At 55.7% G+C, this 16,587-nt stretch carries 11 protein-coding genes and 2 pseudogenes (1 of these 13 only partly in view); all 13 read right to left on the minus strand.

Features of this window, described 5'->3' with window-relative positions:
• Window positions 1-138 precede the first annotated feature (138 nt).
• A complete protein-coding gene (locus HY788_16665; GenBank protein ID MBI4775778.1) occupies window positions 139-1,818 on the minus strand; it encodes a hypothetical protein in 1,680 nt (559 codons plus the stop codon).
• Window positions 1,815-3,362: a hypothetical protein gene (locus HY788_16670; protein MBI4775779.1), complete on the minus strand. Its 1,548-nt coding sequence runs from the start codon at window positions 3,360-3,362 to the stop codon at window positions 1,815-1,817. Before HY788_16670 ends, HY788_16665 begins: the two co-directional genes overlap by 4 nt.
• Before the next feature lie 1,089 nt (window positions 3,363-4,451).
• Window positions 4,452-5,570: an NADH:flavin oxidoreductase gene (locus tag HY788_16675; GenBank protein ID MBI4775780.1), complete on the minus strand. Its 1,119-nt coding sequence runs from the start codon at window positions 5,568-5,570 to the stop codon at window positions 4,452-4,454.
• Window positions 5,571-5,784: 214 nt separating this feature from the next.
• A complete protein-coding gene (gene mpl / locus HY788_16680; GenBank protein ID MBI4775781.1) occupies window positions 5,785-7,221 on the minus strand; it encodes a UDP-N-acetylmuramate:L-alanyl-gamma-D-glutamyl-meso-diaminopimelate ligase in 1,437 nt (478 codons plus the stop codon).
• Between the two features lie 292 nt (window positions 7,222-7,513).
• A complete protein-coding gene (locus tag HY788_16685; protein ID MBI4775782.1) occupies window positions 7,514-8,674 on the minus strand; it encodes a serine hydrolase in 1,161 nt (386 codons plus the stop codon).
• Window positions 8,667-9,464, minus strand: coding sequence for an LD-carboxypeptidase (locus tag HY788_16690; protein MBI4775783.1), 798 nt, complete (start codon window positions 9,462-9,464; stop codon window positions 8,667-8,669). The genes HY788_16685 and HY788_16690 overlap by 8 nt, the downstream gene beginning before the upstream one ends.
• Window positions 9,465-9,527: 63 nt before the next feature.
• Window positions 9,528-9,704: pseudogene (locus tag HY788_16695) on the minus strand (DUF559 domain-containing protein).
• 70 nt (window positions 9,705-9,774) lie between these two features.
• Window positions 9,775-10,557 (minus strand): type III pantothenate kinase, encoded by a 783-nt coding sequence (locus HY788_16700; GenBank protein ID MBI4775784.1) that lies wholly within the window; start codon window positions 10,555-10,557, stop codon window positions 9,775-9,777.
• Window positions 10,558-10,562: 5 nt separating this feature from the next.
• Window positions 10,563-11,912: a phosphoglucosamine mutase gene (locus HY788_16705; protein ID MBI4775785.1), complete on the minus strand. Its 1,350-nt coding sequence runs from the start codon at window positions 11,910-11,912 to the stop codon at window positions 10,563-10,565.
• A 2-nt stretch (window positions 11,913-11,914) separates the two neighbouring features.
• On the minus strand, window positions 11,915-12,853 hold the full coding sequence (locus tag HY788_16710) for a hypothetical protein (GenBank protein ID MBI4775786.1): 939 nt from the start codon (window positions 12,851-12,853) through the stop codon (window positions 11,915-11,917).
• 3 nt (window positions 12,854-12,856) lie between these two features.
• Entirely contained in the window at window positions 12,857-13,636 is a 780-nt protein-coding gene (locus HY788_16715; protein ID MBI4775787.1) for a TIGR00159 family protein, read from the minus strand.
• Entirely contained in the window at window positions 13,636-14,457 is an 822-nt protein-coding gene (folP, locus tag HY788_16720; protein MBI4775788.1) for a dihydropteroate synthase, read from the minus strand. Before folP ends, HY788_16715 begins: the two co-directional genes overlap by 1 nt.
• A 13-nt stretch (window positions 14,458-14,470) precedes the next feature.
• Window positions 14,471-16,587, minus strand: a pseudogene (tilS, locus tag HY788_16725) (tRNA lysidine(34) synthetase TilS) (it continues 1,210 nt past the right edge of the window).

Below are 16,587 nucleotides of genomic sequence, written 5' to 3' on the forward strand. Positions count from 1 at the left end.
CGTGTGTCATCATAACCACCCGTATCGACGAATAAAGCCGGAAAGCATCGGCACAGCCAATAGAATACTCTATGTGGCCGGCAACCACCGATCCCGACCCCAATTATAAGTCCGAAATCGGGTCTTTATGGACAGACACTAGATTAATGTGTCGATGATGTAACTGAGGTCGTCCCCCCGCAGCTGTCGAGCCCGATGCGCATACTGTTTTGTCTCCCCAATAGGGACCGAGAGTGAGTCTATTGGGCTTTCGCCTTCCGTTCTCAGCTTTGTTTTACGTTTGCCAAGAGTCGACTTGGTCTTGAGTTCAGGTGTATCCTCATCAAAAATCAGGTTACTCGCAAGCCGTATGAGCACGGAAAGATCAGGACTTTCGCTGTCTAAACTATCCAGAGCTTCCCTGAAGCGCTCTTGCTTGACTGGGCGGCTGAGTTTTGCGATCGATGCAGGATGGTGCACGAAGGCTCGAAGGCGTCGACCATCCACAAAGTTGACTTCCAAAAACTGTGTTGTGGCTACCTCCTTCGGAGGCATCTCCACAAAAAAACCATGACAATCATACCTTATAGTCTTTACCACCCTCCAATTGTCCTTTTTCAAATCCCAGCAGCGGACATCTTTGACCTCTTCCATCGCAAGACCTTTGCAATGCAGAAAGATTTCTTCTTCCTTAGCCTCTGCAGCAACGATGCTTTTGGACTGTGTTTTCTCCTGATCTTGATGTGCCTGATCAACACGCTGATCAATGGCCAGTATCTCTTCAATTCCCAGTTCAGGCATTGAATCGATGGATCTGAGGCCGAGTGTGGTGGTGAGACTTCGCGCCGATTCTCCCAGATGCACCAAGCATGCTTCGGCATTTCGCCTTGAACTGTATTCCGTCCATGCAGGAGAGCTCGGGTTGGCGCTCCCCGTAATCAATGCCTCGTCACCAGCTCCCCCGTTGACCCACAAGACTTTCGCGTGAAGGTAGCCGGAACCTCTACCGAGTTTACTCACGTCCACAACCCGAGCGCCTTTTGGGAGGCTCTCTTGGCGACAAAATCCGACAGTCTTAGGTTCCACGCCGACCACCATGGAGTCCGGTCGAAGGTCTCGACTGATTGTCTGCAGAAACCTTGCAGCGCGATCGAAGAATGGGCCAATTACGACGACCTCTTTGGCCTTTTCTGGTAGCATAGGTCGAACAGAGTCCCAAAGGCTTCCCTCCTCAGGTAGATTCCCTACGAAACGAACATCTCCGGACTGAAGACCTTCCGCTTCGAGCCAAGGTGCAAAACTTGTTGCAACCCGCAGTGCCCCTTGCAGAATCGACTGTGGAACATGATCGACCTGATGGTTAAGCCAGACCTCTAAGTAGGTCCATACAGCCTGGGCCAAGGGTGCGTAAGGATCTTCGCTCCCTTTCGGTAAGTCAACCTGTGTGGTCAGCTCCCGATTGGCTCCGAACCCAGACAGCGTAACATTGTGACTGCCCACAAAAACGCAAGCGCTTTTCTTGCCAACAAGTAAAGCCACTTTGGGGTGAAAGGCGCCACGAGCCTGCATGGGGACCAACGTGTACGATCTTCCCGCCATTCGTGGCCAAGTCGTAGCTGTTGAGAGCCCTTGAGAAAACTCACCGCTATCAAGCAGAAGAACGTTGTAATGGCATCCCGAGGCAACAAGACGCCGCAAAACCACATCTTCGTAGAATGGCAAATAAGCGTTGAAAGTAGATATGATAGAGGCCTTGAATCTGCCCCGCCTTTGAGCGCCGGATTTGCTCTCTCCTCTTTTGCCTGCGATGGCCTTAAGAAGGTCCAATTCTTCAGTCACGTGAAAAACTCCATAATTTCTCCCCAAGCGTAGTGACCTTGACACCCTGTCCGATTGGAGACCTGAAAGGTGTGTTGATTCTGGTGTCGTAGTTTCCGGAGGGCTACACGGAGGTGGGCCTCGATCCCCCAATGCCCAGCGAGCCAAGCAAACCAGGCCGTCGTTGCCATGCCAGGCCATGAGCTTCGGGAAAGCTTTCTCAGGGATTCCAGGTTAATGGGGTAGAGAGAAAAATATTCTGCAGGAAACGACATCGAGCCGTAGGCAGCCTTCGTCTTGTCATCCCTTGCAACCAAGCTGACAAGGATACGGGCGGCGTGAACGAGGAGTTCAACTCTTACCTCTCGCTTCTTTTGTTGTGAATACGTTTCTAATGCCTGCTGTGCCCGACTCACCTCGTGCTCTTCCCTCTGCCAGTCTCCAACAGGGGGAAGGTTCGATGCAGTCTGTTTGAGAAGCTCTTCGAACTCTTCGCTCCGCACTTCTGTTGTGGCATCCTTTACCCACGTTGAGCTGCTAATCCATTCGATAAAATCCTCAGTCGTGGCCACCCCATTCTGCACCTCCTCTATACATTTAAGAGCGACCCAGAAGATGCACTGCAACGCTACTGATAAAAGCTCGTTCCGCTGATAGACTGCCCACCCCTGGCGAACCCGCTCTAAAGAAAGCGGCAGATTCCATGCTTGGCCACTTGGAAGATAACCGGAGTATACACAGCCTTGGAAGATACGGTGATCCAGCTCGACCCCAAAGGCCCCCTCCGGCTTTGGCAATGCTCGGATCAGATCGAGTAACAAGCCCAATGTGTGACGCCGCTGTTTACCCTTGTCGCCGTGATCTGAACTCTTGTCGAAAAATAAGCTGACCAATTGCTCGTGCTCCTGAACAGATCGTTGAAGCTGACAAGGACAGAATCCAGCTAAGGCGTCGAGGCGATCTGCGGTGATTTCATCACTATGAATCGTATCGGCGAACAGTCTCCGATCCACCTCCGCGTCCATGGCCACGGCTATCGGTTTTCCTCTCTCATTTGTGTAAGCTATCGAACGTCCTGAGGACTTCATGAGCCCGAGACTGGCGAACGCGCCAATATAGTACTGCTTTAGGCCCCCAAGCGGGTTTTTGAAGTAGCGATACGGGTCCCCATCTCCGCGTACTGTGAATTTTGAAAGGGGTACGCTGCCTCCACTACTCAACTCGATCACCGCCGGTTCCAATGCTGCACGTCCGACCAGCGCTTTGTCATGCTTGAAGAAGTCATTGTCTCCAGACTTTGTCCGGTGGCGAATTCCGACCATAGTGAACAGGCAATCTGATCGCCGCATCCATTCCGTCAGGTCCTCAAATGATTTGGCCCCTGGAAGCTGATCATAGGCCCAGACCGCCCATGGGTAAAAAGAGTAGTAGCGCGCCCTGTCGGTGACGTTTGTGATGCCAGGCAGGAGTCGTCCGTATAGGTTAATACAGGGGGCCTGGACCCCGAGAGGGTCTAAGCCTTTTGTGTGACTGGTATTCTTGACCCAAGCCGTTATAATGGACAAAGCGATCCTCCTGAAAGAGGACAAAGAAAGAGCTTCTATCTGAAGCAGTAAATGGGGAAAAGGAGGTCACCCATTAAAAGGCACTTGGTCAAGGAAAAAACCTCCCCTTTGCAAAAAAACGGTTTTCTTGTTGCCAATATAGACACACGGATCAATGGTGCGGTGGCGGTTAAAGGGGTTATCAAGTCTGCTCTTGGCTCTTGTCAAGTCCTTTTTCACATTTGTCAAACTCGGCTCCTCATGAAGTTGTGCAGTTTCATCTCGCTCCTGATGTATAGAAGCATGCTATTCGCATCGGATTGGATGCTGCGAGATCTGTTGACCCGATCCGCTCTGAGCAACAAGTGAAGGGATTCAATTCCCATCTTCGTGGGAACCTCCCAGTTGTGCCGGGTTCGTATTGATAGATCTACGAGGTTTAGCCGGCGATTCGAGTGCATGATATGTCTGCCACTCGCGTAAGGTTGTTCATCTCCGCAATACAAACTATATGCAGCTTGTGTGCCAATTGCAATAACGGATTTATTTTATACGGATTCTTCGATTTCGGGCCGAGGTCGCTACGTGGAGATTGCGCAGAAATTGAGCAATTGGCGGGTGCATGTTGCTCAAGAATTGAGCAGTGCGGCCGGCCCGACAGTCGAAAGAGTATTCCTCCCAACTTCTCAAGAAAAATTAGCTCTTAGAAAATCATCTCTATGTATTTTGGATTGGGTAAGTATGGTTCTCAATGTCGAACCTTTGAGGGTCGGATGGTTAGGGATCGTAATTGGTGTACGAGCGCCGTCGATATGTGGGAAAAGGGACGTTGTTTCATTGTTGGCTTATTTCGGTCTGGAGCAATTCCCAAACGGCTGCTCCGGCTGCGATCAACTCTTCATCTTCCTTCGCCCTGCTCTTCGCACGGCAGCCGGCCGAACGGTCCACATTCAGACGACGCGCCACTTCGCTGCCGGAGATGGACAACTCCCGTATAGCCGGAAGACCGATCAGCGCGGGAGCACATGCGACCTTGTCTTGGCATCCTTCTCTGATACCCGTTTGTCTCTTGCTTCTCGAGAAGGAAACAACGTGCCTATGTTACCACGTTCAACCGATTTTCGCCTTCCATCTCTTCGTCTTCTCCGCAGGCCAAGCCACGCAAAGCGCAGGCCGCCCTTTCATGACCATCTGCGTGCAGGCGTCGCCGCAATCGGGGTTGCAGTGGATAATGTCGGCGTCCCGCCCCTCACGGACCTTTTTCGGCCATTCCGGATCCGCCCAAAGCACTCTCGCCAGCCCGACGAGGTCGGTCTTCCCCTCTGAAATCGCCTGGTCTGCCAAGGCCCCGGTAGCCAAGCGACCGGCGGCGATGACCGGCACGTTTACCTTTGCGCGAACCTCCGCGGCCAGATCGAGCATGTAGCCTTTCCGTTTGGATTTTTCCACAATGTCGGGCAGGAAGAAGGATTCATACGTGCCGCCCATGACGGAAATGTAGGCAATGCCGGCTTGAGCCAGACGGCCGGCGAACCGAACCGACTCTTCCAGGTGCAAACCGTCTGGAAGCCATTCGTCGGCTAGAAACCGATACCCGACCGGAAAGGGATCTACCGCCTCTTTGACCCGCGACAAGACCCCCATGGCAAATCGCCCGCGATTTTCAAGATCGCCCCCGTATGTATCGCTGCGTTTGTTGGTCCGCGGAGAGAGAAATTGAGCCAGAAGATAGCCGGTGCCGCCATGCAGTTCCACCATGTCGAATCCCGCACTCTTTATCCTGGCCGCGGCATGGGCATATTGGTCAATGATATGATCGATCTCTGCATTCTCCAATGCTCTGGGCATCCGGCCGAAGGTACTTACCGCGGATGGCGCCACCGGCTCTTGAGTGGCGTAGGCGAAGCGCCCAGCGTGGTTGATCTGCAGGCAGGCCAGGGCGCCCTCTTGTTTAATGGTTGAGGCAAGCTGCTTCAATCCGTCCAGATTGTTGTCGGTGTCAGCCCGCAGGGTCCGGCTGGAACCGCTGCCGACGGGATGATCCACCGTCGCATTTTCAACCACGACCATGGCCACGCCGCTGCCGGCCATCAGCCGGTAATGCTCCAGCAGCCTATCGCTGACCGTACCGCCTTCACCGGCATAACCGAGGTAGAGAGGCGCCATGGTTAGACGGTTTTTCAAGGTCAGGTTCCCTACGATTATTCGGGAAAACAAATTTTTGTACATGCAATATCCTCCCATTCAGCATGGTCTGCTCGGAAGACTTGGTCGGCTTCTTTTAAAAATGATCCGCATCAGGTTCGCCGGCGACCTCCGCTATGTTCTCCGGCATCATTTTCATAAAATGCTCGATTGCTAAGGGCCACCGTATCTGAAACATTTCGGTACTCGCATGATGCTCTCCCTTTTACCGGCGGGGACTCCCTTCTTTCCCTTAACATCATAGCAGTTCCAACAACCTGCCGTGAATCCCGTCAAACCCCCCGTTGGACATGATCAGCACCAGGTCTCCTTCCCTGCAGGTTTCCCGCAGGTACTCCAGGATCGCGTCCGTGTCCGGGAAGTAGTAAGCCTGTTTGCCGTTGGTTTTCAAGTCTTCCACCAGCCGGCGTGACGAAAACCGCTCGCCTTCGACCACCTTTTTCAAATCCGGCGGCTCCCGGATGAGGATGAGATCCGAGCCTTCGAAGGACTGCGGGTAGATCGCCTGGAACACGTCCCGGCGGCTGGTGTTCGTTCGGGGCTCGAACACGGACACGAGCCGTCGCTCGGGATAGGCGGACCGGACCGCACGCACGGTCTCCCGCACTTCCGTGGGATGATGGGCAAAGTCGTCCATCACGATCACGCCCTTCTTGATACCGCGAATTTCTTGTCGTCTTCGCACTCCCTTGAACGTGCGAAGGGCCTCTTTCATGGTTTCCGGATCCAGTCCTATAGCATGTCCCAAAGCCAGCACGGCCAGGGCGTTGCGAACATTGTGCTCCCCCACCATGGGCAGGTGAAACCGCCCGTATCGAGCGCCGTCGCGCCGCACATCGAACGCCATGAACCCGTTGTCGAACCCCGAAACCTCGGCTGCCCAATTTCCCTCCCCTCCCATGGAGAAGGTTTCGATCCGCGATTTCGCATAGGGAAAAAGACTCCGAACAGCGGGGTCCTGATGGTTGGCGATGAGCAACCCCTGCTCCGGAAGCAGGTTCAACAGCAGGCGGAAATTGCTCTTGATGTGATCCAGGTCCCGGTAGATATCCGCGTGGTCGAACTCGATATTGTTGACGATCAGCAGCTCGGGCTTATAATGCAGGAACTTGGGTCCCTTGTCGAAGTAGGCCGTGTCGTATTCGTCTCCCTCGGTGACAAAGAAATCCCCTTTTCCCACCTGATAATTGCTTCCGAAATCTGACGAAATACCTCCGATCATAAAGCCCGGATGGAGACCGGCGTGTTCGAGCATCCACGCGGCCATGGCGGACGTGGTGGTCTTGCCGTGGGTTCCGGTCACCACGATGGAGCGTTTGTCCCGGATGAAGAAACGGGATAGGGCCTGGGGCAGGGAAAGAAACGGCAGGCCCCGCCTGCGCATCTCCACGGCCTCGGGATTGTCGCGCCGGATGACGTTGCCCACGATCGCCAGGTCCAGGTCGGGATCCAGATTTTCCGCTCCATAGCCGCTCCTGACGGTAATGCCCAGCTTCTCGAGAAACAGGCTCATGGGAGGGTAGGCCGCCTGGTCCGATCCCGTGACCTCCAATCCCACTTCCTTGAGCATGCCGGCCAGGGCCGCCATGGCGGTTCCGCAAACGCCCATCACATGGACCTTTCGAAGCGTTTCCGGCGGCCGGTTCAGGTCCGTTTCAGTGAAAACGTCGTTCATTCTCCTCCCCCACCTTGATTCAGGGCTGCATACCTCTATCGATATTTAACGGGGGTTGAAAACGCGAGTTCTCCCACGATTCACTCGCCCCGCGGGGTGGCGCGGACAACTCGTTGTCCGCGTTGCGCAGCAACAAGAGGTTCCACCCGGCGTGTAGCATCACGCAGCCCTGCGATTTGAGACGTGCAGTCGCCTCTTCTCCTTCGGACCCGGACAACAAGTTGTCCAGGCCACCCATCCATCGAACGGCTTCCACCTAGTGGAAACCAAGATTTTCCCCCACAGGCAAAGGCTACTTCGGGCCCTGTAAAAAGGCGCCACTCTCTCGCATCGATTTCCAGACCAAATCGTGAAGTCGCGGCCGAAAGCCTCGGATGCGGGCGTTTCTCGGGCGCGCCAGCAGGCGGTTGGTCAACAGGATCACGGAAAAACCGGACTCGAGGTCCATCCAGAAGGACGTCCCCGTAAACCCCAAATGCCCCACGCTGTTTCTGGCAAACAGGGTTCCCGCGCTCGAGCCTTGGGCGCTCGGGGTGTCGAATCCCATTCGGAAGGTGTTCGATTCCACCGAACCGGCGCCCGTAAACAACTCGCGGACACGCTTCGGGCTCAGCGCGAGCCCCTCTTCCCCCGACCAGCATCGATATAGCAGGCTCAACAAGACATGCACGTCCCGGACGGACCCGAACAGGCCCGCGTGCCCGGAAAATCCTCCCATGGCGAACGCGTTCCGGTCGTGGACTTCCCCCTGCAGGTATCGTTTCCGATAGGCGCAGTACGCGGTTTGAACGAATCGATCCGGTGGATCCGCCGCCCGGTCGTTTCGCCTGAATCCCGTGTCATTCAGGCCTAAAGGCCGGAACAGCCTCTGTTCGAGCCATCCGTCCAATTCCTGTCCCGCGATCCGTTCAATCACCCCCTCGAGCAGCATGTATCCCAAATCGCTGTAGCAGGCCCGGGTTCCCGGCGGTCCGGCGAGCGATTCCCGCAGAATCCATTCACGCACCCGCTCCTTGTTGGATAGTCCCTCGCGGCCGCGAAAGCGCGGATAGTAGGCCCGGAAGGCCGGAAGACCGGACGTGTGTTCGAGCAGGTGACGCACCTGAATTCGACCCATGGAGGACGAAGTCGAAGCGGGAAGATCCAACAGTTCCCCAAGAGACCCGTTCCATTCCAGGTCACCCCGGTCCACGAGCAGGGCCGTAGCCAGGGCGGCGCCCAGCGGTTTCGTCAGGGACGCGAGGTCGAATACCGCGTCGCGCGTCATAGGCTCCGGCTCGGGATACAGTTTAGCGTGACCGAACGCCTCGTGAAAAACAACCCTCTCCGCATAGGCCACGTGCAGCACGGCCCCCGGAAACGTGTGTTGTCCGATGGCGTCCTCGAAGAGCCTCGTAATTTCGGTTCGGACCTCTCGAGGAACCCGATCCGCCATGGAGGATGGTTCAGTCATATGGGAACGTGATGGAACATCGGGCGGAATTCAGAACAGCCGGTAATCCGATGGGCAGGATGTGATTGGAAGAGCCGTGTCCAATGGGCGCTCGGCCCCAAATGGGGAAACCATCGCCGCCCCATAATTCGAGCACCCTCTCCCACACGTGCTCCTCCTGAGCGCTCTCCCCGAAGTGGCCGATCAACAGGCCGCGCAGCCGGTCGAACTTCCCGGAAAGCCGCAGATGCGTCAGCGCGCGGTCGATCCGGTACATGACTTCACCGGTATCCTCGATAAACAGCACGGCCGAATCGAATTCCGGCTCGTAGGGCGTTCCCATCAGGTGGCACAGCATGGTCAAATTCCCCCCGGTCAGCGCGCCTTCCGAGTCCCCGCCCTTCAGCACCTCCACTTCGGGCCAAAGCAGGTCCGGCATTCGAGGGGAAGTCGTCATCCGAACAAACGCCTGTATCGAGGGTTCATCGAGGCCCGCCAGGCTGGTCACCATGGGGCCGTGAAACGTAATCAGGCCCGTTCGTTGGTGCAGTGCGTGCAGCAGGGCCGTCACGTCGCTGAAGCCGATCAAGGTTTTCGGATGGTGTTCGATGGTCTCGTAAGGGATGCGATCGAGGAGCCTCATACACCCATAGCCCCCGCGCGCGCACATGATCGCCGATACGGATTCATCTCTCCACAAAGCCATCAGACCGTCCAGCCGATTCGAATCCGTACCCGCCAGGTATTCGAGACGGCTGTCCATTCCAGGCGCCAGGACCGGGTCAAAGCCCAGATCCGCCAGGAGCTGCAAACCCTTTTCAAAAGCTTCCCGGTCAAAACCCGAAGCCGGGGCCGCAACGCACCCTTCCCTTGTTTATTGGACATGCCATAATTTCATGTAAGTAGGGGCGTATTGCAATACGCCCCTATCGCTCCATAAAAGCAGTCCGGGCCCGTCGACCTCGATTATCGGACCCGCTTCACTGCGGAAAAGGTCCAAGACGTATGGAAGAATCGAATGTTGCCGGCGGAACTTCTTCCCGGCGAGCCTCCCTGTTGCGTAGAATCGTCCGAGGACGTCCCTACCCGGTCGGTTTGACCCTTCCCCAGGCTTCCTGCAATTACCGGTTCCGTTCGTAAATGATACGAAGCCCCTCCAGGGTCAGGAACTCGAGGGTTTCGTCGATACAGTCACACTCTTTTTCCAGAATCCTCGCCAGGCCCCCCGTGGCGACGACTTTGGGAGTCGGCTGTATTTCCAGCTTCATGCGTCTCACAATACCCTCGACCATGCCCGCGAAACCGTAGATGATGCCCGACGTCATCGCGCTCACGGTATCTTTACCCAAGGCCGCTTTGGGGCGTGTGAAGATCTCGACGCGCGGCAGTTTGGACGCTCGCTGAAAAAGCGCCTCGCAGGAGATCATGACGCCCGGCGCAATGGAACCGCCCAGGTATTCCCCTTTCGCCGAAACGCCGTCAAAGGTGGTCGCTGTTCCGAAATCCACCACGATCAGGCTGCATTTGTATCGTTCGTAGGCCGCAAGGGCGTTCACCAGCCGATCCGCGCCCACTTCCTTCGGGCTGTCGATTCGAATCGGCATTTTGGTCTTGATGCCGGGCTCGACGATCAATGCTGTGACCCCGAAATAGAGAAGAGAGAACCGCTCGAGACTGTTCAACATCGGCGGCACTACGCACGAGACGATAACACCGCCGATGGAAGCGGGATCTATTTTGCCCTGGCGAAGGAGCACGTCCATCAACACGGAATATTCATCCGCCGTTCGATCCTTTTCCGTTCGGATACGCCAACTGCCGATCAATTCTTCGCCTTCGTACACCCCGAAAACCGTGTTGGTGTTTCCGGCGTCCAGGACCAGAAGTCGTTCCTTTTCGTTCATCTATCTCACCCCAGTTGTTTGCGAACAACGCCGGCCATCTCTTGAGCCAGCGTTTCTATGAGTGCGAGATCATCGCCCTCGATCATGACTCTTGCCTTAGACGAGGTTCCCGAGTAGCGCAATAGAATCCGCCCCCGGTCCTTCAGACGACGTTCAATCTCGTCATAGGTTTCTTTAATATCCGGTATGGTCATAAGGTCCGGCTTCTCCGTTACCGCGACGTTGACCAGAACCTGCGGGTACGACTCCATCGCGTCATCGAGAGCGGCCAGACTCTTTTCCTCCCGCATCATCACCGCCAGCACCAGCAGAGCGGTCAGGATGCCGTCCCCGGTGGTACTGTGATCCAGATATACGATATGACCCGATTGCTCGCCCCCAAGGCTGTAATTTCTTCGACGCATCTCCTCGACCACATATCGGTCTCCCACTTCGGAACGCACCAACCGAACGCCCATTCGCTTCAGGGCGATCTCCAATCCCAAGTTGCTCATCAACGTGCCGACAACCGTCTGGTGACGCAGCGTTTCTTTGTTCACCATATCCCTTGCAAGAATGGAAAGAACATGGTCCCCGTCCACGAGTTCTCCGTTCTCGTCCACCATGACGGCCCGATCCCCGTCTCCGTCGAAAGCCACACCCAGGTCCGCTTTTTCCTTTTTGACCCGGTCGATGAGGGCATCCGGGTGCTGGGAGCCACACCCGTCGTTAATATTGTGTCCGTTGGGCGAAGCCCCCATCAATACAATCTCCGCGCCCAGTTCTTCAAAAACGGCCGGCGCGACCTTGTAGGTAGCTCCGTGGGCGCAATCGATCACCATTTTTATGCCTTCCAGGGTCAGATCCATGGGAAAGCCGTTCTTGAGATAGACAATGTAGCGACCCAGGGCGTCATCGATGCGAAACGCTTTGCCGACTTCCGTGGCCGTTGGCCTCAACGAGTCGATTTCGTTTGAAAAAATGTGGTCCTCGATCTGAAGCTCCACCGAATCCGGCAGCTTGAAACCGTCCCTGGAAAACACCTTGATGCCGTTATCCTGAAACGGGTTGTGCGAGGCGCTGATCATGATCCCGGCGTCCGCCCGCATGCTCGCGGTAAGAAACGCAATGCCGGGTGTGGGGATGGGCCCTACCAGCAACACGTCGACTCCCATGGAACAGATGCCGCTGGCAATGGCGTGTTCGAGCATGTATCCGGATAAGCGGGTGTCCTTGCCTACAACGATCTTGTTTCTCCGATTCCGACCTTTTAGCACGTGAGCGACACCGCGACCCAGTTGCATGGCGATCTCACCCGTCATGGGAAATACATTGGCCACCCCTCTGACTCCGTCGGTGCCGAAAAGACGACGCACGTTCACTCTCCTTGTTTTTCCGGTTCACCACCCGTAATGTGCACTTCAATAACGGACGGATTCACTTCCACCAGTTCCGTCCCCACCGGAAGTTCCGCCTTGACCTGTCTTAAATGTCTTCCGGCGCTCAATCCCTTCAGGTCGATCCGCACGGCAAGGGTCCCGTCCTTCAACGCTTTCTCGAAGACCGATGAAAGACCGGTGACAATAACGGCCGCGTGATCCGGTTTTATAGAATATCGACCTTCCGCATTCACCACCTGAATAGGAAGTCCTTCAAAGCGTTTGGTGATCCTCTTCTCCGAGATCCGGACCTCGGCCACAATGGGTTCTTTGGTCAGCACTTTCAGGTGTGGATCTCGCACATCCAGCGAGACCGCCGTTTTGAACGACTCCCGTTTCTCGTCCACACGGATCGGTTTGGTCCACACGGAATGCATATTCTTCAGAGCACTCGAGGGACCTTGGATGCGCACCTTTTCAGGTTTGACGGTAATGGAGTCCACGGCAAACCCTTCTTCGGTTTTTCCCTCCGTCAATACAAGAATCTGAGCTTCCTTCTCCGACAACCGTTCCAGGGCGATTCCAATGGTATCGGGACTAATGCCGACCACCTCGACTCCGTGGGGCAACAGCAGCGAGTCGGGCACGATCTCGAAGAACACGTTCCCATCTCTGACGCCGGAAAGATCGATGGTCTTATGCAACGGTTCGGTCTGCAGGCGTCGAACCAGTCTCCTGGGACCGTTCACGCGCACATTGACGGCCCGTTCCACATCACCGGTGATCACCAGATTGGGCGGCAGGTTGATGAGTTCGATAGGTATGGAAAGTCCCACTTCCGCCCGCTCCTCTCCCACCACAAACATCCACAGGATGACCGCCAGGACGATGGACACGACTTTCAGGAGCGCGTTTTGAGTAAAAAATGCCTTGATCATCCTTTAACGGTCCTTCGTCTTTCGCTTTCGTCCCTCCCGGCCGGTGATGAGATCGCGGAGCGTGCCTTGCAATGCCGCGCGATCCATCCGGGGACTGATTTTGCCATCCACAACGATGGACACCTGCCCCTCCTCTTCGGAAATCAGAACCGCCACGGCGTCCGTTTCTTCCGTGATCCCCATGGCCGCGCGGTGCCGCGATCCGAAGTAACGGCTGACGCTCGGATTCGCCGTCAGCGGGAGAAAGCAGGCGGCGGAAGTGATTCTTCCATTTCGTATGATCACGGCGCCGTCATGCAAACGGGACTCCGTATTGAAAATGGACGAAAGGAGATCCCTGTGCACGGCGGCGTCGATCTGTACTCCGTTTTCGGCGTAATCCTTGAGACCGGTCGAGCGTTCGATGACGATCAGACCTCCCGCTTTCTTACTGGCCATCTGGATCGCGGCCCGGCTGATCTCCTCCACCAACTGGAGCTGTTCCTGCACGTCCCAGAAAAAGGTGCCTTTACCCACCTGCGTGAGTCCGCGACGGATCTCGGATTGAAACAGAATGAAAATGACAATAATGATGGAACTGAGGAAGCTGTTAAGAATCCATCGGAGTGTGAAGAAATCCAGTTTTTCGGAGAGAAAAAAAGCCAGAATCAGAAGTGCGAGACCGATCAGCATTTGGAGCGCACGCGTTCTTCGGATGAAAACGAGCACCCGATAGATCAGGAACGCAACCGCCAGAATGTCTACGACATCCTGCCATCGAAAAACCTTGATAAGCTCCAACATTATCCATGAAACCCGGCTTTAATGGCCTCTACCATGAGAACGGTTTCCTTGGCGGAAGCAACGTCGTGGACTCGCACGATTCGGGCGCCGTTGTAAACTCCGATCGCCACCGTGGCGTTTGTTCCGATTTCCCGATCGTCCACATCTCTGTTCAGTATTTTTCCGATAAACGACTTCCGGGAGGATCCCAGGAGCAACGGCCGCCCCAGCGGCAAAAACTCGCCCATACGCCTGATGATTTCCAGATTGTGGTTCACCGTTTTTCCAAATCCGATGCCGGGGTCCAGAACGATCCGGTCCTCGGGGATGCCTTGGCGACGGGCGAATTCCATTCGCTCGAGAAAGAACGCTCGTATGTCTCCGACCACGTCGTCGTAGTGAGGATGCACTTGCATGTTCTTAGGCTCGCCCCGCATGTGCATCAAGATCACCGGGACCTCCCGCTCCGCCGCCACGCGAGCCATTTCCGGATCGAAACGAAGGGCGCTGATGTCATTGACGATGGTCGCCCCTGCATCCAGGGCGGCTATAGCCACCGCGCTCTTATAGGTGTCCACGGAAATGGGGATATCCGCCTGCTGGAGGATCCCCTCAATAACGGGGATCACCCGCTCCAGTTCCTCCTCCAGAGACGCGGGATCTGAAAAGGGGCGCGTGGACTCGCCGCCGACGTCGATGATATCCGCCCCCTCCCGGACCATTCTCACGGCCTGTTCGAGGGCCGTATCGAGATGTTGGAACCTTCCTCCATCCGAGAACGAATCCGGTGTAACATTCAACACCCCCATGACGAGGGTGCGACCCTTTGGTTCCATTTGCATGGCCGTGAAACCGTTAAGATTGGAGGGTAGCGCCCTTGGAGGCATTTTCGCCCTTCGGGAAACCGCTTTCAGCACCGCTCCGGACTTTTTTCATCAGCGATTCCACTTCATCGCCGGTCAGGGTTTCCCTTTCGAGAAGAGCGTTGCTCAGGACCTTCAGCGTCTCGACGTTTTCCGAAAGCAGTTGCTTGGCTCCGTCATAGCATCCCAGAACGAACTTCTTGACTTCCTCATCAATCATCCGGGCTGTTTTCTCGCTGTAATCGCGGTGCTGAGCGATCTCACGTCCCAGAAAAATCTGCTCTTCCTTCTTACCGTACGTCAGCGGCCCCAGCGTGTCGCTCATGCCCCAATCGCAGACCATTCTCCGAGCAAGATCCGTAGCCCTCTCGAGATCGTTGCCGGCCCCGGTGGTGATCTTGTCCGTAAGCAGTTCTTCCGCCGCCCTTCCGCCCATGAGCACTTTCAGCATGGCCAGCAGATGGCTTTTGGGCAAGGTGTGACGCTCGTCCACGGGAAGTTGTTGCGTGAGTCCCAATGCGCGGCCGCGGGGAATAATGGTCACCTTGTGTATCGGATCGGCCTCGGGAACCAGTTTAGCCACCAACGTATGCCCCGCTTCGTGGACGGCGGTAATCTTCTTCTCTTCGTCGCTGATGATCATGCTTCTTCGTTCCGAACCCATCATGACCTTGTCTTTTGCCATCTCGAGGTCGCCGAGGGATATCTTGTCCTTGTTATGTCGAGCTGCAAGCAGGGCGGCTTCGTTCACCAGGTTCTCGAGATCCGCACCGGAAAATCCCGGCGTACCCCGGGCTATGATACTCAGATCCACGCCGTCCTCCAGAGGCGTTTTTCGAGTGTGCACCTTCAAAATCATTTCGCGACCGCGAATATCCGGAACAGGCACCACGACCTGACGGTCGAATCTGCCGGGACGAAGCAACGCGGGGTCCAAAACATCGGGCCGGTTGGTAGCCGAAATCAGGATGACGCCTTCGTTGGACTCGAAACCGTCCATTTCCACGAGAAGCTGGTTCAGCGTCTGTTCACGCTCGTCGTGTCCACCGCCCAATCCGGCCCCTCTGTGCCGTCCCACGGCGTCGATCTCATCAATAAAAATGATGCAAGGCGCATTCTTCTTTCCCTGGACGAACAGATCTCGCACTCTGGACGCGCCCACGCCCACAAACATTGCCACAAACTCGGAGCCGCTGATGCTGAAAAACGGCACCCCCGCTTCACCCGCAATGGCTTTCGCCAGAAGCGTTTTGCCCGTTCCCGGTGCACCCACGAGCAGCACCCCCTTGGGTATGCGCCCGCCCAGCCGGGTGAACTTCTTGGGATCCTTGAGGAATTCCACCACCTCACTCAGTTCTTCCTTGGCTTCCTCGACTCCGGCGACATCCTCGAACGTGACTTTCTTACTGTCTTCCGACAGGAGTTTGGCCTTGCTCTTTCCAAAAGCCATGGCCTTCCCGCCACCGACCTGCATTTGACGCATGAAAAAAATCCAGACCGCGATGAGAAGTATCATCGGAAACCACGAGATGAGAATGGTCATATACCATGGCGATTCATCCGCCGGTTTCGCTTCGATCTTGATGCCGCTTTTCCTCAGGATCCCGATCAAATCGGGATCGTTGGGAATGTAGGTCTTATATCCACGCCCGTCCACGTATTTGCCGTAAAGATTATCTCCCTGGATCGTCGCCGACGACACCATGCCTTTCTCAACGGCGGATAAGAACTGGCTATAACTGATTTGCTCTTTGCTTTCCTGGGGCCTGTTGAGTACATTGAACAGGAAGATCATCAACAGGCTGATCACAAGCCAAAGAGCCAGGTTTTTGTAAAAAGGATTCAAACAAAGCCTCCCATTTTTATTTTCCCTAAATTTATTAATTCTATAGCATACAATGCCCGAACTCAAGACGGTTTTTCCAGAGACATGAAATCCGGCAACCATCCGCTCAAACGGCCCCATACGGACCCTGCCGTGGACGACGAGACTCGAAATCCTTCGTCCAGCGCCAAGCCCGGCACCCAGGCGATCCGATCGTCCGAGCACACCAGGGGAAAGGCCCCTCGCAACCACCGGGGAATTTTCCGGTCGATAAAAAGGTCCTT

It is taken from the genome of Deltaproteobacteria bacterium, from assembly GCA_016208165.1.
Lineage (GTDB): Bacteria > Desulfobacterota > Desulfarculia > JACQYL01 > JACQYL01 > JACQYL01.